We start from the raw sequence: 21,517 nt of genomic DNA, 5'->3' as shown, positions 1-21,517 counted from the left end.
TTATGTTTGATAGAGATAAATGGAATGAAATTTTAGAAGCGTTAACGGCCAATACCTTTCGGACGATATTAACTGCTTTTGGTGTTTTTTGGGGGATTTTTATTTTGGTTATTCTTCTAGCTGCTGGTAATGGATTAGAGAATGGTGTGAAAAAAGGATTTGATGGTATTGCCACTAACACGATGTTTATGTGGTCTCAAACAGCTTCAAAAGCCTACAAGGGATTGCCAGCCAACAGAAAATTTAATTTTAAAAATGCAGATGTTGCTGGCTTAAAAGAGAATTTTCCTGATTTGTTATATGTGTCACCACGAAATCAATTAGGCGGATTTGAAGGAGCAAATAATGTGGTTCGAGGAACTAAAACGGGTGCGTATTCCATTTATGGAGACTATCCTGAGTTAATCAAACAACAGCCAATGGATATTGTTAAAGGGCGTTTTTTGAACCAACAAGATATCAATTTAAAACGAAAAGTGGCTGTTATTGGTCTTGGCGTTATAAAAGAAATGTATGCACCAGTTGAAGAAGTAATTGGTACCTATATCAAAATTAACGGAGTCAACTTCTTGGTGGTGGGAATTTATAAATCTAAATCAAACAACAGAGGAGGGGGTGAAGAAGGCCAAAAGGAAATTTTTGTTCCTTTTACCACCTTTCAGCAAGCTTTTAATTTCGGAGATACCGTGGGCTGGATGGCGCTTACGGCTAATGATGGTGCGTCTATTACAGATTTAAAACCCAAAATTATTGAGTTTATGAAAGGGAGGCATTCCATAAATCCAGCCGATGATCGTGCCATTGGAAATTTTGATTTGTATGCAGAATTCAGTAAAGTACAAGGATTATTCGCGATTTTGCGATTTATAGCCTATTTTGTGGGAACGCTTGTGTTGCTTTCTGGAGTAATTGGAATTTCAAATATTATGTTGATTGTAGTAAAAGAACGCACCAAGGAAATAGGAATTCGTCGCGCTTTAGGAGCAACTCCAGCAGCCATCAGAACACAAATTTTGACCGAAGCTATATTTTTAACCATCATAGCTGGAATGTTTGGAATAGCTATGGCAACAGGCGTTTTGTGGGTTTTAAACATGATTTTAGATTCCATGCCAAGTGACGATATGATGTTTGCTAATCCAAGTGTGGATCTTACAGTAGTGTTTTTTGCCTTAATTATATTAGTAGGTTCAGGATTGTTAGCGGGATTTATTCCTGCGCAAATTGCCATAAAAGTCAAGCCAGTAGATGCTTTGCGAACAGAATAATTTTATTTAGTAAAACGATTAACGAACTATAAAATGAAAAAAGGAGTAACCATAACTATTTTAATTGTGATCGCACTAGTGTTTTTTGGTGCTTTGTATTATTTGTATACCAAAAACCAGGAGTCACCCGTGGTGTTTCAAACGGATAAAACCGAAACAAAAACGATTGTAAAAACGACGATTGCTACTGGGAATATTGTGCCTGATGAAGAGGTCTTAATTAAACCAAATATTTCTGGAATTATTGAGGAAGTATATATTAAGGCGGGAGAAACGATTAAAGCAGGAGATTTGATCGCTAAAATTAAAGTGGTTGCAAATGTTTCTACTTTGAATAATACTCAAAATCAAGTGCAAACGGCCAAAATTGATTTGGATAATCAAGAAAAATTATTCCAAAGACAAAAAACGTTGTTTGATAAAGGCGTAATTTCTGCCAATGATTTTGATGCAGCGCAAGTGGCGTACAAGCAAGCCAAGCAGAATTATGCAGCGGCTAGAAAAAGCAACGATATCGTGAAAACGGGAACGACTTCTGGAATGGGAAATTATGCCAATACTTTGATTCGTTCTACGGTAAACGGAATGGTGCTTGATGTTCCTGTAAAAGTAGGAAATCAAGTCATTGAAAGTAACAATTTCAATGAAGGAACGACTATTGCAAGTGTTGCCGATGTTGGAAGAATGATTTTTGTTGGAAAAATAGACGAATCCGAAGTGGGTAAAATCAAAGAAAATTTGCCAATTGAGATTACGGTTGGTGCTATCGAAAACAAAAAATTCGATGCGGTTTTGAATTACATTGCTCCAAAAGGGAAAACCGAAAATGGTGCGATTCAATTCGAGATCAAAGGTAAAATGACCAATCGTGATAATACGTTTATTAGAGCGGGCTTAAGTGCTAATGCCTCCATTATTTTAGAAAAAGCGGATAAAGTTTTGGCTATCAAAGAAGCGTTAATCCAATTTGATAAAAAAACACAAAAACCTTATGTTGAAGTGCAAACGGGACCACAAAAATTTGTTCGTAAAGATTTGGTTCTAGGAGTAAGCGATGGTATTCATGTGCAGATTAAAAGTGGAATTAAGGCCTCTGATAAAATAAAAATATGGAATCAAGGCTTGTTGACCGAAGAACCTAAGCCCTAATAAAGCCCAGTAAAGTAGTTGCTAATTTTGAAAAAATGTTAAATTTGTGCAGTATATTTGTTGCACTTTCATTCCCGATTTATGAAAAAAAATAATTATTTAAGTTTAGTGTTCTTTTTGTTTGCTTCCTATGCAGGAGTCGCGCAAACCAAAAGCTGGACTTTAGAAGAGTGTGTAAAATATGCCGTAGAAAATAATATTTCTATCAAAAACACCGAGCTGGATACTCAAACAGCCGATATCAATAAGCGAGGCGCTTTCGGAAACTTTTTGCCTTCAGTAAATGCGAATGCATCTCATTCCTGGAATATTGGTTTGAACCAAGATATTACCACCGGTTTATTGCGAAATCAAACAACGCAATTCTCCTCTTTAGGAGCTTCAGTGGGGGTAGATATTTACAAAGGGTTACAAAATCAAAACAATCTCCGAAAAGCTAATTTAGCAATCGTGGCCTCAAAGTATCAATTGCTTAAAATGCAAGAGGATATTGCTCTAAATGTAGCGAATGCTTTTTTACAAGTCTTGTTTAATAAAGAGAATTTAAAGGTGCAAAATGAACAATTAGCAATCATTGAAAAGCAGTTAGTGCGTTCAGAAGAATTAGTAAAAGCAGGCTCTATTCCAAGAGGCGATGTATTAGATATTAAAGCTAATGTTGCTACAAATAAGCAAAATGTGGTTACTGCAGAAAATGCACTTCTCATTTCAAAACTAAGTTTAGCACAATTATTACAGTTAAAAGAGTTTTATGATTTTGATGTAATTGATAATACCTCACTGAAAGATGAAAATAATATTTTGGGTCAGCCCGTACTTTCTATTTATGATAAAGCTAAAGAAACTAGGACTGAATTAAAAATTGCGAAAACAAATTTGGAAGTTGCAGAAAAAGATGTAGCTATCGCTAAAGGAGCCTATCAGCCTACTTTACAGGGTTTTTACAGTTATAATACAAGGATTTCATATGCAGATCAAGTTTTTAAAGTGGATGGACAAACAGTAACTTTATCAGCACCTCCCTTTTGGGATCAATTTCGTGATAACAAAGGACAAGCTTTTGGCATGCAACTGTCTGTTCCTATTTTTAACGGATGGTCAGTAAAGAATAATGTAGATCGAAACAAAGTGAATCTTGAAAAATCTAAAATTGCTTTAGCCCAACAAGAATTAGACTTACAGAGAAATGTGTATACCGCGTTTACCGATGCGAAAGGGGCTTTAAAAACTCACGAATCAGCTATCGTTGCTCTAGAATCTAGACAAGAAGCTTTCAATTATGCCAAAGAACGTTATGCGGTGGGGATGATGAATTCCTTTGATTTCAACCAAGCACAAACGTTGTTGACCAATGCGCAATCTGAAGTTATCCGAACCAAATACGACTATATTTTTAAAATCAAAATACTTGAATTCTATTTCGGAATTCCAATCTTAAAAAACTAATTCATTATGTCTAAGAAAACTATTTATATACTTTTAGCTGTTGCCGTTGTCTTAATAGGAACTTTAGTGGGGCTTTCCAAATCAGGAATAATTGGAAACAAAGATAAAGGAACTGAAATTGAAATTGCTAATGTGGCTGCATCAACCATTGTAGAAACGGTCTCTGCTACTGGGAAAATTCAACCCGAAATTGAAGTGAAAATATCTTCAGAAGTATCGGGAGAAATCATTGCCTTGAATGTAAAAGAAGGACAAGTGGTAAAAAAAGGAGAGCTTTTGGTCAAAATAAATCCTGATTTGTATACTTCAGGATACAACAGAACACTTTCTAATTTATCAGGAACAAAAGCCGGATTGAATCAGTCTGAAGCTTCATACAAAGAGGCCAAAGCTAATTATGACCGAAACAAATCATTGTATGACAAAGGAATTATCTCTAGAGCAGATTGGGACAAAGCGATAGCCTCTTTTGAAGTGGCTAAGGCCAATAAACAAAATGCGTATTACAACGTTCAGAGTGCTTCTGCAACAGTACTAGAAGCTAAAGATAATTTAGGCAGAACCACTATTTACGCTCCAGCTGACGGTACCATTTCAGTATTGAATGTTGAATTAGGGGAACGTGTTTTAGGTACACAACAAATGGCGGGAACCGAGATTTTGCGTGTAGCCAATTTGAACAACATGGAGGTTGAAGTAGATGTAAACGAAAATGATATTGTAAAAATAAAAGTGGGTGATAAGGCAAATGTAGAAGTAGATGCTTATTTGAAAAAACAATTCAAAGGCATTGTAACTAGTATTTCAAACTCTGCTAGTTCTACTTTAACGGCTGATCAGGTGACTAACTTTAAAGTAAAAGTTAGAATTTTAAAAGAGTCTTATCAAGATTTATTAGAAGGTAAGCCAAGCACTTATTCGCCTTTTAGACCAGGAATGACCGCTACAGTAGATATTATTACCAATACGAAGTCGAATATCTTAACTGTGCCGATTAGTTCAGTAGTCGTAAAATCAGATACCGCAGCCGTAAAAGAAATTAAAGTAGAGGATCCTAACGAAGAAAAATCAAAACCGAAAAGCGATAAAAAATTCGAATGTGTTTTTGTGAAAGTTGGAAACAAAGCGAAGATCAGAATTATTAAAACAGGTATTCAAGACGATACCAATATTGAGGTTTTATCGGGCTTGAAAAAAGGGGATATAGTTATTACAGGACCGTATACAACGGTTTCTAAAGAACTCAATTCAGGAGATAAAGTCTCCTTGAAAACCGATAACGCAAAAGAAGGAAAGAAATAAAATAATAGTCTAACAACCTAGAAAATCACAATCGTCAAAAGAGATTGTGATTTTTAAGTTTATACAATTTACGTTTTGGCATACTTATTAAATATTGAAACAGCTACTAAGAATTGTTCCGTGTCTTTGGCTAAAGATGGAACCACACTTTTATGTAAAGAAATGGCGGAGGAGGGATATTCTCACGCCGAACGATTACATGTTTTTATAGAAGAAATAATTAAAGAAGCTGGAATTACGTTTCAAGACCTTAGTGCTATTGCTGTGAGTCAAGGTCCTGGGTCGTATACGGGATTACGAATTGGCGTTTCGGCGGCTAAGGGTTTGTGTTATGCTTTGGATATTCCGTTAATTGCGATTGATACCTTGCAAACTTTAGCGAGACAAGTAAATCGAACAGATGGCTATATTATTCCAATGATTGATGCGAGAAGAATGGAAGTATACAGTGCTATTTTTGATGCAAATTTCGAGCAGAAAAGAGCTATTCAAGCCGAAGTGATTACCGAAAATTCATTTAGAGAAAGCAAACAGACGATCTATTTTATTGGGGACTGTAACGAAAAATGTAAAACGGTACTTTCCGCGTCTAATTTTGTTTTTTTAGAAGGAATTCAATATCCTTCCGCTAAAGAAATGAGTGCTTTGAGTTTTGATAAATATCAAAAAAGCGACACCGTAGATGTCGCTTATTTTGAACCTTTTTACTTAAAAGATTTTATGATTACTGCTAAGAAATAGTATTGTTTTTAACAGATGATTCCCTGACATAAGGTTGAATTATAATTCCAGCGGCATCAAAAGCCTCTTTGCAATTTTCAAGTGTATCAGCGTATACTGACCAAAAATCTTCATTTTTTGCCCAAGGTCTTACTGCTAATTGAATAGCGCTGTCAGTAAGATTTTTTACACTTACGTCAGCAGCAGGTTCTTGCAATACTTTTGGGTTGTTTCTAAGTACTTCTGTAATAATTGTTTTAGCTTGTTTGATGTCCGTTTCATACGAAATAGCGATAGTCAAATCGGCTCTTCTTTGCCCTTGCATGGAATAATTAATGATAGTTCCATTGGATAAAATGCCATTTGGGATGAAAATAGTCTGGTTGTTTGCGGTCACCAGTTTGGTTACAAAAATTTGTATTTCTAGGACCGAGGCAATTTGACCTTGAGCTTCGATAGTATCGCCAACTTTGAAGGGTTTAAAAAGAATGATCAACATTCCTCCCGCAAAATTAGAAAGAGAGCCTTGAAGCGATAAACCAACGGCCAATCCCATAGCTCCTAAAATAGCAACAAAAGAAGAGGTTTCTACACCAAGCTTTGATATAAAAGCAATAAACAAAAGAATTCGCAATGCCCAAATTAAAATATCGGCTAAAAATTTCGTGAGTGTAGGATCTAATTCTCTCTTGATCATTATTTTTTTGATCAACCGAGTTACTAATCTTATACCGTAAATACCGATAATTAGAATAACAAATGCCGATATGATTTTTGGAGAATAATCAAGAACTGCATTCCAAAGTAGCGATACGTAATCAGTTAATTGGTTTGGGTTTACTTCCATAATGCCTTTTTTAAAATTAAAAAAACCTTCTCATTAAGAAGGTTTGGTGAAATACAAAAATACAATTTTTTGAAATTATTTTGCAGCTTCATCCATGTCTTTTTTAACTTCTTCCGCTACGTCTTCTGCAGCTTTCTCCGTTGTTTCTGAAGTTTTTTCTTTCACTTGCTCTACTAAGTCTCCTATTACTGTTTCAGCTTTGTCCGCATATTCACTGATGCTTTCTTTGGCTTGATTGGCATATTCACCTGCTTTTTCAATTATTGGCGTAGCGGCTGTGGTAACTTTATCGATTGTTTCGTCCGCCAATTTTTCTGCTTTTTCAAAATATGGCGCAGCGGTTTCTTTTGCCTTCTCTAAGGATTCATCGGCGAATTTAATGGCATTGTCGATATGAGGTGCAGCAGCTTCTTTTACTTCTTCAAAAGTAGATTCTGCTTCTTTGGCTAATTCTGATGCGGATTCTTTTGCTGATCCAAATAGATTTTTAAAAAATGATGTTACTCCCATGGTATTTGATAGATAAAGATTAGTATACAATAATAAGCAATTTATTATGAAAAGTTTTCTTTTTTGCTATTAAAATCACTGAAAATTAACTATTTATGGATGTTGAAAAAAAGCGCCTCATTGGAGACGCTTAACGTGATGTTGACTAAAATTATACTGCTTCTACTTTGATATTGTCATTGTTTAACATGCTTTTTAGCATGTTTTCGATGCCACTTTTTAAGGTAAAAGTCGAAGAAGGACAACCATTACATGCACCTTGCATCAGTACTCTAACCGTTTCAGTTGGCTGATCATAGGAATCAAAAACGATGTTTCCTCCGTCAGCTGCTACGGCAGGTTTTACATATTCTTCTAAGATATTGATGATTTTTTGAGAAGTCTCATCTAGATTGTCAAAATTTTGATCTTTTACTTTTTCATCTTTTAAAGCGATGTCAAGCATTGATTCATCTATAACTGTTCCGCCATTTTCAATAAATTGTTTAATAAACGTGCGAACTTCTAAAGTTATTTCTTGCCATTCGTTGATTTCATATTTTGTTACAGAAACATAATTTTCATCAATGAAAACCTCTTTTACATATGGAAACTTGAATAATTCTTGTGCTAATGGTGAAGCCTTTGCTTGATCAATATTTTTGAATTCAATAGGATTTTTTGTTAGCATCCTACTAACCACAAATTTTAAAGCAGCAGGATTTGGTGTCGTTTCTCCATATACACTGATGGGCTGTTTTTTTATTGTATTCTCCTCTTCTTTAATAATGATTCCGCCATCATTAACAAATTTTTCTATTTGCTCGCAAACCGCTTCTTTCACATCGTTCCAATCCACAATGCTAAAACGCTCAATAGCCACAAAGTTGCCTGAGATATATACCGTTTTTACAAAAGGCAAATAAAATAATTGTTGTGCTAAAGGTGAATTTTTGGTTTCATCTATATTTTTGAATTCATAATTTTCATTTTGAACAATGAAATCCGGAAATTCAAATTTCAAAATTGTTGGATTTTGGGTGTCTCTTATCGTTAATTGTATCATGATTTTTATTTTTTACAAAATTACTAAAGATATGTTCTACTCTCCTCAATATTTTATTTTTTATACTATTATTGGCTAATAAATAGTACTTTTATCGTATTGATTTAATAGATCTTAAATTTACTTTTAATGCTGAAAAAAATTCCGTTTTCTTTATTGACTCTTTTTGCGACCTTGTTCTTAAGTGCACAAGAAGGTATACCTGTTTATTCAGATTATTTATCGGATAATTATTATTTGATTCATCCCTCGATGGCTGGAGCCGCAAATTGTGCAAAAGTTAGACTAACAGCAAGAAAACAATGGTTTGGACAAGAAGATGCACCTCAATTACAAACATTGAGTTTTAACGGTAAAATATCGGATAGAGCAGGCGCAGGAATTATCGTTTTTAATGACAAAAATGGATATCATTCTCAAAAAGGATTAAAAGCAACTTATGCGTATCATTTGCTTTTTTCACGTGATGAAGTAGATTTGAATCAGCTGTCATTCGGGGTAAGTGCTGGTTTTATACAGAGCCAATTGAATGAAACAGAGTTCATACAATCTGGGGATTATGATCCCATTATTAATGGTACAATTGTTCAAAAAGACGCTTATTTGAATTTTGATATTGGCGCCTCTTACAATTTCTTAAATTTTTATGCACATGCTACCGTTAAAAATTTGATTGAAACACGTAGAGCTATTTATACAGTGTATGAAAGTGATAATTTAAGAAAGTATTTGTTAAGTGCTGGGTACTTATTTGGAAACAGAGAGCAGGTATTGTGGGAGCCTTCGGTTTTGTTTCAACTCACTGAGAAAACCAAAGAAAAATCAATGGACATCAATTTGAAAGCCTTTAAAAATTTAGACTTCGGAAGTTTATGGGCTGGGATTTCTTATAGAAGAAGTTTTGACGGCGCAGAGTATCTTACAAACAATGGTGTTTCCAAGCAAAATCTACAATTTTTTAGTCCAATTCTAGGTGTGAATTATAATAATTTTATGATGGCATACACTTATTCTCAGGTGGCTGGCGCGGTTCGCTTTGATAATGGAGGATATCATCAAATTACACTAGGCCTGAATTTGTTTTGTAAACGCCAAAAGTATGATTGCGATTGTCCTGCAATTAATTAAATTTTTAAAGTGACTATTTTATGTTGATCAAATCAGTAAATGGGAAAACGCCTCAAATTCCCGAAGATTGCTACGTGGCTGAAAACGCGACTATAGTTGGTGAAGTTTATATTGGAAATAACTGCAGCGTTTGGTTTAATGCAGTACTGCGCGGTGATGTGAACTCAATTTCAATTGGCAATAAAGTAAACATCCAAGATGGAGCAGTAATTCATTGTACTTATCAAAAACATCCTACAGTTATCGGGAATAATGTTTCTATTGGCCACAATGCTATCGTACATGGCTGTACTATTCACGATAATGTGTTAATTGGTATGGGAGCCATAGTAATGGACAATTGCGTAATTGAGAGTAATTCAATTGTTGCAGCTGGTTCTGTAATCACGCAAAACACGGTTGTTCCTTCAGGGACAATTTATGCGGGTGTACCTGCTAAAAAAGTTAAAGACATCGATCAATCTGACTTTGCAGGCGAAATTGAACGCATTTCTAATAATTATGTCATGTACTCCAGTTGGTTTAAAGAGTAATACTATAAAGAAATTAAAATTCTTTCTGGACAATTTGATAGCGATTTGCTAAGATATCGTCGAGTACTTTTGGGTTTGTGTTTGTATAAAAAATGGTTTGGCTATGCTCTAAATTAGAAAGTCCTACTTTTTCTTTTAAAACATGTTGAGTTTGTTTTGCTACGGCTTCTCCAGAATCAATAATTTGTATATGAGGTGGTAATATGTTCTTTATTTGAGGAATCAAATACGGATAATGGCTGCATCCTAAAACCAAATAATCAATATTTGCTTCAATCATTGGCTGCAAGTAATCGTTTAACAATTGAGTCATATCAGGGGAATTAATTTTTCCGCTTTCAATTAATTGAACTAAGCCGTGTCCAATTTGTTCAATGATTTTTGTCTCCTGATACATTTCGACGGTTTTATTGAATAATTCGCTATTTAAGGTCCCTTGTGTAGCAAGTATTCCTATGGTTTGAGTTTTTGAATGAAGTGCGGCAGGTTTTATGGCGGGCTCTATACCAATAAAAGGGACTTCATATTTTTCTCTTAATTCTTTGATTGCATTGGTTGTGGCGGTATTACAGGCTACGACTATTAATTTACAACCTAATGAAAGTAAATAGTCGGTATTTTTCATGCTTAAAGCAATAATCTCCGCTTTAGTTTTTTGGCCGTATGGCGCATTTTTGCTGTCAGCCAAATAAATAGTTTGCTCATTAGGAAGTAATTGATGAATGGCTTTCCAAATGGAAGTGCCACCAATACCAGAATCAAAAACGCCGATGGGTTGATTGTTGTTCATGAAAACAAAATTACTCAATTATCAACTTTGTTCAAAAAAAAACTGCTCCGTTCAAATGATGGAGCAGTTACTAATAATGTGGTATGGATTTTTTAGAATCCTAAATCTTTTTTTACATCGGCAGTTAAATCAGGTCCATCTGCTAATAATAAAGAAGCGCCATCTAAAATGTATTGCATTCCTTTAGCTTTTCCAATTTTTTGGATAGAGGCTCTAACTTTATCATATAAAGGTTTAGTGATGTCAGATTCTTTTTGTTGCAATTCTTTTTGAGCATTGTCTCTGTAGGCTACAATACGTTGTTGCATGTCTTGAACTTCTTTTCCACGAGTTTCATTTACAGCATCAGTTACTGTTTTAGCTTCTGCTTCGTATTTTTTTAATAAGTCTTGGTATTCTGTAACCATTTTTTTGTATTCAGCATCATAAGTAGTGCTTAGCTTTTCTAGTTGTTTTTGAGCATCTAGCATGGCAGGCATTTTTGTCATAATTTCAGCAATGTTTACATGTGCTACCTTTGCTTGAGCAGTCATTGTGTTTGCTCCCAATACTACCATTGCTGCGATTAATAAAGTTTTGATTTGTTTCATTGTTTTAAAAAATTTAATATTAATTGACTTTTGTTTTTAGTTTTAATGCTTCTTCTTTAGCTTTTCGCTGTGCTTCTCTTTCTTCGAGTATTTTTTTTCTTTTTTCTTCTAATTCCTTTTTGCGATTGGCGATCTCTTGTTTTTTAGCTTCTGCTGTTGCGGCTCTTTCTGTTGTTATTTTTTCTTTTTCTATCTCAGCAGTGGATTTAATAGCTGTTGAAATTTCCTTTGCAGTTGCCGTTGTTTTTTCTGTTCCTAATGAGGTGCTAGCATTATTTTGTGTAGGTACAGAAACTGTGCCATTTTTTTTTGCGTCTCTTTCCTCTTTTAGTTTTCTTCTATTTTCTTCAAACTCTTTTCTTTTTTGCTCTTGTAATTGGATTCGATCTTGCAAGAGTTTTTCTTTAGCTGCTTTTTTTGCTTCTAATTCAAGTTGACGTTCATTTAACTCAGGATTTTCATCTAGCGCTTCTTGTATTTTTTCTTTTACTAGTTGTGCTTCTAATTGTTTTTTACTGAGTTGTTCTCTTTTTTCTGAGTTATTTATTTTTCTTAAAACTTGATCACTAATATCGAAACGTTTCGCTGCAAAAAGCATTGTGAAATCTGAGGTTTTATCAAAAATAAAATCAAATTTTTGTTTCTCTGCAATGTCTTGCACTACAGTAAAAACTTGGTCTTGGACAGGTTTTGACAATGAACTTTTTTGAGAAATATAATCTCCATTTGGGCCAAACCGTTTTTGTTGTAATGTAATTAAATCGGTATCTAAAAAATTAATTTCCGTTTCTCTTTCTTCAATTAAAGCTCTAGTCAGCAAGGATTTTTCAATCGTTAAGGCTTCTTTTAGTTTTTTTATTTCACTTTTTTTAACCTCAATTTCTTGCCTCCAATTTTGAGCTTTTATTTCTAATTGATTCGTTGCTTCAAGATAACCGGTTACATTTTGCAGGATGTATTCCATGTCGATATAACCAATTTTCGGCCCTTTTGTTTGAGCAACGAAATTTTCAACTATAAAAAGGGATAAAAATATAAATAAAATATGTTTTCTCATAACTTTTAATCTTGATTATAGTTGAATCTAAAAAATTAGAATTGCTGTCCAATAATAAAGTGGGTTTCCCAACCGTTTGGTTTGGTTTGACCTGGCAATGCATCAAAACCATGTCCGAAATCAATACCTAATAAACCAAAAGCTGGCATGAATACGCGTAGTCCAACACCTGCCGAACGACTTAAGTCAAACGGATTGTAGTTTTTGAAATTGATATAAGAAGATCCTGCTTCCAAAAAGGCTAAAGCATAAATCGAAGCTGATGCTTTTAATGTTATAGGGTAACGTAATTCCATAGAAAATTTATTATAAACTGTTGCCCCATCTTGCGATCCGTTTACTAATGGCGTTAATGAATTGTTTGGGTAACCTCTTAACTGGATGGTTTCTCTTCCGTCCATAGCGAAATTAGCCATACCGTCTCCTCCTAAAAAGAAGCGTTCAAAAGGAATTAAACCACGATCTTGGTTGTAAGCTCCTAAGAAACCAAATTCACCTAATGTTCTTAAAACGAGCTTTCCATATATTTTAGTATACCAATCGGCCTTAAATTTAACTTTATAATACTCTAACCAATTGAATTTTTGTTGGTCTACCTTTGCAGGATCAGCTGCAGCATCTTTATAGTCGTCTACTTTATTTGGTGTTGTGTTTTGAGTTGGAATTGCCTCTACATAATCTCCTTTGTTTACTATAATTCCGTTATCACCCACATATGAATCCCCTCGGCTTCCATCATATTTGTATTTGTTTTCTTTTAAGTTGGCAAGGTTTTTATAATCAACACCATTGAATAAGGAATAGGGTGGTGAGAATTTAGCTGAGAAAGTAAATTCTGAACCATAGGTTGGGAATATTGGATTGATACCTTTGTTTGAGTGTGTAATACCGATAGTATACGCTAAATTGTTAGAATACCCATTTCCAAAACTAAATAACCCAGTGAAATAGTTGTTTAAGTCATAACTCTGAAAACTTATAGCATGAGACAAGTAAGTAAAATCATCTGGCTCGCTCAAACGTTTTGATATTCCTAAGGAAAGGGATAAAATATTAAAACTTTTGCTTTTGTCTGCTCTTCCCGTAGTAAAGTTATTTAGGAATTGTTTACTGTAGGATAAAGAGCTACTAAAGGATACTGGTTTTTTTCCACCAAACCAAGGTTCAGAAAAAGAAACACTGTACGTTTGAAAGAAGGTACTGGCTTGTAAACGCAAAGACACCTTTTGTCCGTCCCCCATGGGTAAAGGTTTGTAAGATTCCTTGTTGAACATGTTTCTGGCCGAGAAGTTGTTGAAAGATAGTCCTAGTGTTCCGATAAATCCTCCACCACCATAACCACCTTGTAACTCGATTTGGCTAGCTCCTTTTTCAACTAAATGGTATTCAATGTCTACAGTACCTGCTGCGGCATCAACATTTTTAAACTTAGGATCAATTGCTTCTGGGTCGAAGAAACCTAATTGTCCAATTTCACGTATGGTTCTTACTAATTCGTCTTTGCTATATTTTTCTCCGGGTTTTGTTCTTAGTTCACGATAAATTACACGATCGTTAGTTTTATCGTTTCCTACCACAGATATTTTATTGAAATAAGCAATAGGACCCTCAGTTATTCTTATTTCGAAATCGATAGTATCATTGGCTGTTTTTACTTCTACGGCATTGATATTGGAGAACAAATAACCATTATTTTGATATAAATTGGTAATATCTTCTCCGTCAGGTTTAGTTTTATCAGCAATACGTTTTTCCAGAAGTACGCCGTTGTATGTATCTCCTTTCTGTATACCTAATACTTGTGAAAGTCCATAATCAGTGTATACTGTGTTTCCTAAGAATTTAATATTTCCAAAGTAATACTTATTACCTTCTTCAATGTTTACTTTTATAGCAATAGCGTTTTTTGTCTTGTCATAGGCTACAGAATCGGATATAATTCTTGCATCACGGTAGCCTTTTTCTTTGTAAGCCGCTATCACTTTGTCCAAATCTTCTTTGTATTTGGCTTTTATGAATTTTGATTTTTTAAATACGCGAGTTATTTTTTTCTCTTTGGTGTCTTTCATTGCCGCTTTTAGGGTCTTATCGGTAATCTTTTGATTTCCAACAAAATCAATGCTAGCAATTTTGACCTTGTCACCCGTATCAACGTTAACCAACATGTTGACTTGATTGCCATTAATAGAGTCGGCGGGGGTATTGTTGATTACTACCTTGGTATTGTAGTAACCTTCTTTTTTGTATTTGTTTTCTATGTAGTTTTTAGTCGTTGTGATTAAGTTTTCATTGACTATTTTTCCTTTTTGTAGGTTGTTGTCTTTGATAAGAGCTTCGATTTTATTTTTCTTCACCCCATTAAATTTAACCTCTTTTAGCTTCGGTAATTCCTGGATGTTCAACTCAAGATATACACTATCGTTGACAATTTTATTCACATAAAAATTGATTTCATCAAACAATCCTAGCTTTCCAAGTTTTTTTATGGCACTACTAATTTCCTCCCCTGGAACAGTAATTTCCTGCCCTTTTTCAAGGCCAGAAAAGGTAACAACTGTTTGTTCATTAAAACTTATTTTTCCAGTGACGTCAACTTTGGCAAGGATATATTTTTTTCCTTGATCAAAGGGGATGCGTTCTTGTGCTTTTATATGTGAAAAACTTCCTAAAAGGATTAAGAAAAGGGCTATTTTTATACTTCTATTTAACACTAATTGTTTATTTAATTTGTTCACTTGTTTTTCCAAATCTACGTTCTCTCTTTTGATAACTGAGGATGGCCTCATGTAAATCATTTTCTTTAAAATCAGGCCATAAAACATCTGTAAAATAGAGTTCTGCATAAGCAATTTGCCAAAGCAAGAAATTACTTATTCTATGTTCGCCACTTGTCCGGATGAGTAGGTCTACATCAGGCAAGTTGTGCGTGTAAAGATGCTGATTAATAATTGAATCGTCAATAGCGTCAATTGAAATTATATTATTTTTAACTTTTTCGCTTATTATTCTTACCGCATTCGTTAATTCTTCTCTAGATCCGTAGCTTAATGCTAAAGTTAGTGTCATTAATGTATTGTCTTTAGTAAGATTAATTACCTCCAAAAGTTGCTTTTGAGCATTTTTAGGTAATAGATTTAAATTGCCTATGGCATTCAATTTGATATTATTTTTTTGTAAGGTGTCTACTTCTTTTTTGAGGGAATTTATTAAAACTCTCATTAATGTTTCAACTTCTAATTTGGGGCGATTCCAATTTTCTGTAGAAAAAGCATACAGTGTTAGATAGTTTACTCCAATTTCTGCACAAGCTTGAATGATTTTCTTTACTGATTTTGTGCCGCTTTCATGACCAAATGCTCGTAAAAGTCCTTGTTTTTTTGCCCAACGCCCATTGCCGTCCATGATGATGGCTAGGTGATTGGGGATTTTAGTGTTATCTATTTCTTGTAGTGAATCCATATTAAAAGGCGCAATAGCAAGGTTTTTCGCCAAAAGTATAAGTTAATGTTAATCCAGAAAACACATACCAATCGGTATTGTTGATATTTCCAAATCGGTACGTTTGTAAATTAGTTGCACTTGGATAACTTCCATCCAAATTATCGGTGAATGAATAGCGAGCTCCTACTTCCATTCCAATAATAAAACGTCGATTTAAATTTGCTTTTATTCCTACAATCATGGGTATTGAAAGCGAGTTGTTAGTCTTGTCTTTATAAGTATCGCCTACAGTATTGATGTACAATTCATCATGAAAAATGAAATTCAAACCTGAAAATACATAAGGTGTAAATTTGAACTTGGTTTCATGTAAATTAAAGTCAAAAAAATTGAACTCTAGTCCTGCTGACAATTCTTTGAGGGAGTTTTTAAAGGCATACCCACGTTGTTTTCTACTAGCTTCTTTAGCGTCAAAATCGTTAGCATATAAGGTAGTTTGTGTATAAGAAAACCGGTAAGCATGTCTAGGGCTTTTATTCCATTTGTATAAAATGCCTAATGCTAGTTTGTTTGGGGCGATGTAAGAGGTTGGGCCTACATCTCCAATATAATTACTTCCTCCTGTAAATATTCCGATCTCATGAATCTGAGCATGTGAAATTCCGTAGGAGAAAAGCATAAAAAATAAATAAAAAAATTTGTTCATAATTGCTAAATCGATGCAAATATAATAATATTCAATACTAATTAATGCGCAATGAGTTAAATGTCTTTTTTTTTCGGAATTTTAATAATATCTGGATTTTGTAAAGGCATTTGAAGGAAAACGTAAATAATGTAAGATATTGTATTGTGGTGATTTAAATAATTGGTTTTTATTACGTTGGAGTTTGTGTTTAAAAAAGTTCTTTGCAAGCTTAATAGCATTGTAGCGTTAAGGTGTAATTTGTGTTTTAATTGTCCCTTAACGTTGTAATGATCGGAAAAGAATACTTTTTACAGTAATTGGGGAACTCTTGTTAAATTAATTTCTGCGGTCTTCACCCCAAAGTAATTTATTTCGGAGTGTTTTTAGGAAGGTTTCTTCTTGGATTTCTACCATGTTTATGTGAAACGGAGTTTTTTTGATGGTCAACACTGATTCGTTTTTGACTGAGGTGATTCTAGAATCTAGTGATACTAAATATTGATCCTCACGACCGGTTACTCGCAGCACGATTTCCGTGTCATCAGAGATTACTAAAGGTCTTGCATTTAAGTTGTGAGGTGCAATAGGGGTGATGACTAAGCTTTTTACATCGGGAGTCAAAATGGGGCCACCACAGCTCAAGGAGTATCCCGTTGTACCTGTTGGGGTTGAGATTATTAATCCATCAGCCCAATAGGAATTTAAAAATTCACCATTTAAATAGGTTTCTATAGTGATCATAGAGGTGGAGTCTTTCCGGCTTACAGTAACTTCATTTAAAGCAAAATCTAAGTCAAGAATGGTATTGTTTTCTGGTGTGCAAGTCAAACTGAGTAGGGTTCTTTTAGATAAAGTGTATTTTTTATCCAAAACCAATTGCATAAAAGCGGCAATATTTTCTTTTTGAACATTGGCCAAAAAGCCTAATCGACCTGCATTAATTCCTAGTAGCGGTACCCCGGAATTACGGACCAAGGTAACGGCTCTAAGCATGGTCCCGTCTCCGCCAATACTGATGAGCATATCAAAAGATTCGTCGAGTTCAGTATGAGAACTGAAGGTTTTGTATTCTTTTCGAACAATTTTTTTTTCGTATAACATTTCAAGAAAAGTAGCTTCAATTACCATTTCAACATTGTTTTCAATGAAAAAAACAAAAATATCTTTGATAATAGGTTCGGTACTTACTAAATAATATTGTCCGTATAAGGCTACTTTCATAACGTTTTAGATTGTTCGATTTTCTCGAAAAATTAGATGTTTAGGTATTTACTCAGGTAATCAGAGCGTTCTTTTAAATTGTTGAGATAATTGTCTTCTTGATGTTCTGAGATGATGTCGTAGTTGTACCTACGAAAAGTTTGAATGATATCGTTCATAGCTCCTAAACTTATTTTGATAGTCACTTGAACGGATTTTGAATCCGCTTCCGAGACAAATAGTCCTAAAACTTTACCATTGTTACTTTCTACGATTTGTGCAATTTGGCTCATAGAGTACTCCAGTATTCCTTTTTGTACTACTAGTATGCCTCCTTGTTCTTTTAAAAATGGGGTTTCATGAAAAAATTTGATGATATCTTCTATTTCATAATAGCCCACATAGACGTTGTTTTCGTCTAAAACCGGTACGATATTCGTGTGATTTTTGGCAAAAACTTCTAAAACATCTAGCCAAATCATATGAGTCCTGGCATAAAAAGGCTCTAATGTAAAGCGATAATCGGTAATTTTCTTGTCACTGTCAAACGTTTCGAGGTCCTCTTTGATGAGACACCCAATATAAGTACCCTCTTCTACAACTGGAAAATGAGTAAATGAAATTGCATCCAAATGATCTTGAGCAGTCGCAATTTTTTCCTGACTGTCAATGGCTTTATAATCGTTAGTGATGTAATTTGAAATTTCTGTCATAGTGATTTTCGAAATAGTGATGCAAAATAATCAAAAAAAGGCAAAAAGTCCTAGGTTTTACTTTGTATTTTTGTTTCCGTAATAAGGTATTTGTATTAATTATTTAAGCTAACATGACAAAATTAAGTGTAAACATCAACAAAATAGCTACTTTGCGTAATGCTAGAGGCGGTAACGTTCCTAACTTGTTACAAGTAGCCACTGATATTCAAAAATTTGGAGGACAAGGCATCACGATTCATCCTCGTCCGGATGAGCGCCATATTCGCTATCAAGATGCTCGCGATTTAAAAGCAATTGTCTACACCGAATATAATATTGAGGGGAATCCACAGCATAATTTTATCGATTTGGTGCTAGAATGCAAACCTACACAAGTTACTTTAGTTCCAGACGCTATTGGTGCTATTACTTCCTCTGCTGGTTGGGATACTATTGCTAATCAATCCTATTTGACTGAAGTAATTCAAGAATTTAAACGCCACGGCATTCGTACTTCTATTTTTGTGGATCCAATTACTGCGATGATCGAAGGCGCTAAAAAAACAGGAACTGATAGAATAGAATTGTATACCGAAGCCTTCGCGCATGACTACAGTTTGGGCAATGAAAAAGGGATCGAGCCGTATGTAAAAGCCGCCGAATTGGCTAATGAACTAGGTCTTGGAATCAACGCGGGGCATGATTTAAGTTTGGATAATATTCAGTTTTTCAAGCAAAACATTCCTGGTTTGCTAGAAGTATCTATCGGGCACGCCTTGATTTCTGAAGCAATTTATCTAGGATTAGATAATGTGGTGAATATGTATCTTCAAAAGCTAAAATAAACGTAGGTATGTTATATTCAAAAATTGAGGGATCTGGTAAACCGTTACTTATATTACATGGATTTCTGGGCATGTCTGATAATTGGAAAACACTTGGAGTTCAGTTTGCTTCCGAAGGTTATGAAGTACATCTTTTAGACTTACGAAATCACGGACGAAGTTTTCACTCAGATGACTTTAGTTATGAGTTGATGGTTCAGGATGTGTACGACTATTGTAAAGCGAATAATTTAACGAAAATCGACATCATAGGTCACTCCATGGGCGGAAAGGTGGCCATGTTATTAGCTACCACATATCCAGATTTGATTCGTAAATTAATCGTAGCCGATATAGGTCCCAAATATTATGCGCCTCATCATCAAGATATATTGGCCGGTTTAAATGCGGTCGATTTTGCCCAAAAGCCAAGCCGAAATGAAGTCGATGCTTTACTTACTACTTATATTCCAGATTTTGGCACGCGACAATTCTTGCTCAAAAGCTTGTATTGGCAAGAGCCAGGTCAATTAGCTTTCCGTTTTAACTTGACCGTTTTTAACCAAAAAGTAACCGAAATCGGAAAAGCACTACCTGAAAACGCCGTGGCTCTAATGCCAACACTTTTTATTAGAGGAGGGAATTCAAACTATATTTTAGAGGAAGACCTGATTCAAATCAAAGTTCATTTTACATTAGTATCACTTACAACCATTCCCAATGCAGGGCATTGGCTACATGCTGAAAACCCGGCGCTTTTTTATCAATACTGTATCGAATTTCTTCAAAATGATTGAGAAACCTATTTTTCTTATTACTTTTAACTAAAAAAATAAGTCTATGAATATGTTATTGCGCCTCTTTATCACCGCTGCTTTGGTATTATTGCTCTCCAATGTCATATCGGGAGTTCATGTAGAAAGCTTCACCACTTCGTTAATAGTGGCTTTCGTGCTAGGACTCATCAATATTTTTATCAAACCCATAATGGTTGTGTTAACGTTACCATTCACTCTAATCACTTTTGGATTGTTTTTATTGGTAATTAATGGTTTGGTAATTATCTTGTGTACCAAAATTGTGGGTGGCTTTTTAGTAGACACGTTTTGGACCGCATTAATCTTCAGTTTTGTGCTCTCCATCTCACAATCAATCGTCTATAAATTGGTTTTAAAAGAAGGCTAGCAAATTATTCTTATCATAAAAAGCAGGAGCAGAGACAAAAGGCATTTTTGCCAGCATCGTCCCGTTATCCGCTCTATCTTTGCTGCCGAACCCCGGCAACAAAGGATGCCGCTACTACCGGGGCTAAAGAGGTACAAACTGCCTTTTTGTGAACATTTCAAAATAAACCATTTAAATTACTAAGGAGTAAACCCTCAAAATAATGTTGCAACTTTCAGAACTTTGGATCTATCCCATCAAATCCTTGGGAGGTATTTCAGTAACGCAAGCACAAGTCACCGATCGCGGATTAGCACACGATCGCAGGTGGTTGCTGGTAGATGAAAATGGCATTTTTTTATCGCAACGGGAACATTCTATTCTGGCACTTTTTCAGCCTAGCCTAGAGGACGATACAATGATTGTTCGTTTTCAAAAAGCCACAACGTTTGTTCAAATTCCTTTGCATTATCAAAAAAAACAAGAACTTTTTACGGTTTCTGTTTGGGAGGATACCATACAAGCTTTCGAAGTTGATGTAGCAATTTCTGCCTGGTTTTCACAAATTTTAGGTTTTACAGCTCGTCTGGTGTACATGCCTGACGAAAGCCACCGAAAAGTAGAACAAGGTTTTGAAATCACGCCAAACGACATTACTTCTTTTTCGGATGCGTACCCCTTTTTAATCATCGGACAATCTTCGCTCGATGATTTGAATACTCGTTTGAAGCATCCAATTGCCATGAATCGCTTTCGACCCAATTTTGTTTTTACTGGAGGCGAACCCTATGAAGAAGATACTTGGGTACAATTCAACATTGGTGCCTTGCTTTTTTATGGAGTCAAACCTTGTGGGCGCTGTGTGATGACCACAATAGATCAAGAAAAAGGAATAGTTTCTGGGAAAGAGCCACTTAAGACTTTGGCTAAATACCGCATGAAAGGAAATAATGTGCTTTTTGGTCAAAACTTGATTGCAGGGAATCTTGGCATTGTTTCTGTTGGCACAACTATAGAGCTATTGAAGAAAAAGTAATTGTTGTAAAACCATCCAATGTTGTAGAAATCTGCGTGAAGGACGGAAGTCAATGTCATTAAATTGAGGGTTTTTTGTGTCATT

General features: G+C 34.8%; 22 protein-coding genes. 11 read left to right on the top strand and 11 right to left on the bottom strand.

The window, feature by feature from the left end:
* Positions 1–2: 2 nt before the first annotated feature.
* The 5 genes from ACSVH7_RS10125 to tsaB all read left to right on the top strand — a co-directional run bounded on the left by ACSVH7_RS10125 (position 3) and on the right by tsaB (position 5,906).
* Positions 3–1,268 (top strand): ABC transporter permease, encoded by a 1,266-nt coding sequence (locus ACSVH7_RS10125; RefSeq protein ID WP_438066574.1) that lies wholly within the window; start codon positions 3–5, stop codon positions 1,266–1,268.
* A 33-nt stretch (positions 1,269–1,301) separates the two neighbouring features.
* On the top strand, positions 1,302–2,417 hold the full coding sequence (locus ACSVH7_RS10120) for an efflux RND transporter periplasmic adaptor subunit (RefSeq protein WP_438066573.1): 1,116 nt from the start codon (positions 1,302–1,304) through the stop codon (positions 2,415–2,417).
* An 81-nt stretch (positions 2,418–2,498) separates the two neighbouring features.
* The gene (locus tag ACSVH7_RS10115; protein WP_438066572.1) at positions 2,499–3,863 is read left to right on the top strand and encodes a TolC family protein; all 1,365 of its coding nucleotides are present in this window, start codon (positions 2,499–2,501) and stop codon (positions 3,861–3,863) included.
* Between the two features lie 6 nt (positions 3,864–3,869).
* Positions 3,870–5,165, top strand: coding sequence for an efflux RND transporter periplasmic adaptor subunit (locus tag ACSVH7_RS10110; RefSeq protein ID WP_438066571.1), 1,296 nt, complete (start codon positions 3,870–3,872; stop codon positions 5,163–5,165).
* Positions 5,166–5,240: 75 nt separating this feature from the next.
* Positions 5,241–5,906: a tRNA (adenosine(37)-N6)-threonylcarbamoyltransferase complex dimerization subunit type 1 TsaB gene (gene tsaB / locus ACSVH7_RS10105; protein WP_438066570.1), complete on the top strand. Its 666-nt coding sequence runs from the start codon at positions 5,241–5,243 to the stop codon at positions 5,904–5,906.
* On the opposite strand, the gene ACSVH7_RS10100 is transcribed toward tsaB, so the two are convergent.
* The 3 genes from ACSVH7_RS10100 to ACSVH7_RS10090 form a co-directional block, all read right to left on the bottom strand.
* Positions 5,896–6,732: a mechanosensitive ion channel family protein gene (locus ACSVH7_RS10100; protein WP_438066569.1), complete on the bottom strand. Its 837-nt coding sequence runs from the start codon at positions 6,730–6,732 to the stop codon at positions 5,896–5,898. The genes tsaB and ACSVH7_RS10100 overlap by 11 nt on opposite strands.
* Before the next feature lie 75 nt (positions 6,733–6,807).
* The gene (locus tag ACSVH7_RS10095) at positions 6,808–7,242 is read right to left on the bottom strand and encodes a YtxH domain-containing protein (protein ID WP_438066568.1); all 435 of its coding nucleotides are present in this window, start codon (positions 7,240–7,242) and stop codon (positions 6,808–6,810) included.
* Positions 7,243–7,393: 151 nt separating this feature from the next.
* On the bottom strand, positions 7,394–8,287 hold the full coding sequence (locus ACSVH7_RS10090; protein WP_438066567.1) for a NifU family protein: 894 nt from the start codon (positions 8,285–8,287) through the stop codon (positions 7,394–7,396).
* A gap of 129 nt (positions 8,288–8,416) precedes the next feature.
* On the opposite strand from ACSVH7_RS10090, the gene ACSVH7_RS10085 reads away from it, so the two are divergent.
* Together ACSVH7_RS10085 and ACSVH7_RS10080 are read left to right on the top strand one after the other, a co-directional pair.
* Positions 8,417–9,415, top strand: coding sequence for a PorP/SprF family type IX secretion system membrane protein (locus ACSVH7_RS10085; RefSeq protein ID WP_438066566.1), 999 nt, complete (start codon positions 8,417–8,419; stop codon positions 9,413–9,415).
* A 20-nt stretch (positions 9,416–9,435) separates the two neighbouring features.
* The gene (locus tag ACSVH7_RS10080; protein WP_438066565.1) at positions 9,436–9,948 is read left to right on the top strand and encodes a gamma carbonic anhydrase family protein; all 513 of its coding nucleotides are present in this window, start codon (positions 9,436–9,438) and stop codon (positions 9,946–9,948) included.
* Between the two features lie 13 nt (positions 9,949–9,961).
* Here ACSVH7_RS10080 and murI read toward each other — a convergent pair whose 3' ends face one another.
* The 8 genes from murI to ACSVH7_RS10040 form a co-directional block, all read right to left on the bottom strand.
* A complete protein-coding gene (murI, locus tag ACSVH7_RS10075; RefSeq protein ID WP_438066564.1) occupies positions 9,962–10,738 on the bottom strand; it encodes a glutamate racemase in 777 nt (258 codons plus the stop codon).
* A gap of 92 nt (positions 10,739–10,830) precedes the next feature.
* The gene (locus tag ACSVH7_RS10070) at positions 10,831–11,328 is read right to left on the bottom strand and encodes an OmpH family outer membrane protein (protein WP_438066563.1); all 498 of its coding nucleotides are present in this window, start codon (positions 11,326–11,328) and stop codon (positions 10,831–10,833) included.
* Positions 11,329–11,347: 19 nt separating this feature from the next.
* Entirely contained in the window at positions 11,348–12,385 is a 1,038-nt protein-coding gene (locus tag ACSVH7_RS10065) for an OmpH family outer membrane protein (RefSeq protein WP_438066562.1), read from the bottom strand.
* Between the two features lie 35 nt (positions 12,386–12,420).
* Positions 12,421–15,171 carry a BamA/OMP85 family outer membrane protein gene (locus ACSVH7_RS10060; RefSeq protein WP_438066561.1) on the bottom strand — a complete coding sequence of 917 codons (2,751 nt, stop codon included), beginning with the start codon at positions 15,169–15,171 and terminating at the stop codon, positions 12,421–12,423.
* Entirely contained in the window at positions 15,104–15,844 is a 741-nt protein-coding gene (locus ACSVH7_RS10055) for an isoprenyl transferase (protein WP_438066560.1), read from the bottom strand. Before ACSVH7_RS10055 ends, ACSVH7_RS10060 begins: the two co-directional genes overlap by 68 nt.
* A gap of 1 nt (position 15,845) precedes the next feature.
* Positions 15,846–16,532: a DUF6089 family protein gene (locus ACSVH7_RS10050; RefSeq protein WP_438066559.1), complete on the bottom strand. Its 687-nt coding sequence runs from the start codon at positions 16,530–16,532 to the stop codon at positions 15,846–15,848.
* 318 nt (positions 16,533–16,850) lie between these two features.
* A complete protein-coding gene (locus ACSVH7_RS10045; protein ID WP_438066558.1) occupies positions 16,851–17,735 on the bottom strand; it encodes an NAD kinase in 885 nt (294 codons plus the stop codon).
* A 32-nt stretch (positions 17,736–17,767) separates the two neighbouring features.
* A complete protein-coding gene (locus ACSVH7_RS10040) occupies positions 17,768–18,427 on the bottom strand; it encodes a CBS domain-containing protein (protein ID WP_438066557.1) in 660 nt (219 codons plus the stop codon).
* A 113-nt stretch (positions 18,428–18,540) separates the two neighbouring features.
* Here ACSVH7_RS10040 and ACSVH7_RS10035 point away from each other — a divergent pair, with 113 nt between their 5' ends.
* From ACSVH7_RS10035 to ACSVH7_RS10020, 4 genes are all read left to right on the top strand, one after another.
* Positions 18,541–19,254: a pyridoxine 5'-phosphate synthase gene (locus ACSVH7_RS10035; RefSeq protein WP_438066556.1), complete on the top strand. Its 714-nt coding sequence runs from the start codon at positions 18,541–18,543 to the stop codon at positions 19,252–19,254.
* A gap of 8 nt (positions 19,255–19,262) precedes the next feature.
* Positions 19,263–20,030, top strand: coding sequence for an alpha/beta fold hydrolase (locus ACSVH7_RS10030; protein ID WP_438066555.1), 768 nt, complete (start codon positions 19,263–19,265; stop codon positions 20,028–20,030).
* A gap of 43 nt (positions 20,031–20,073) precedes the next feature.
* Positions 20,074–20,418 (top strand): phage holin family protein, encoded by a 345-nt coding sequence (locus ACSVH7_RS10025; protein WP_438066554.1) that lies wholly within the window; start codon positions 20,074–20,076, stop codon positions 20,416–20,418.
* Positions 20,419–20,620: 202 nt separating this feature from the next.
* Positions 20,621–21,433, top strand: a complete 813-nt coding sequence (locus tag ACSVH7_RS10020) for an MOSC domain-containing protein (protein WP_438066553.1) — start codon at positions 20,621–20,623, stop codon at positions 21,431–21,433.
* Positions 21,434–21,517: the final 84 nt, after the last annotated feature.

The organism is Flavobacterium sp. TSSA_36 (genome assembly GCF_051547165.1).
Classification (GTDB): Bacteria; Bacteroidota; Bacteroidia; order Flavobacteriales; family Flavobacteriaceae; genus Flavobacterium.
The sequence above is the reverse complement of the archived record's forward strand: the minus strand, read 5'-3'. Positions and strand labels throughout refer to the sequence as shown.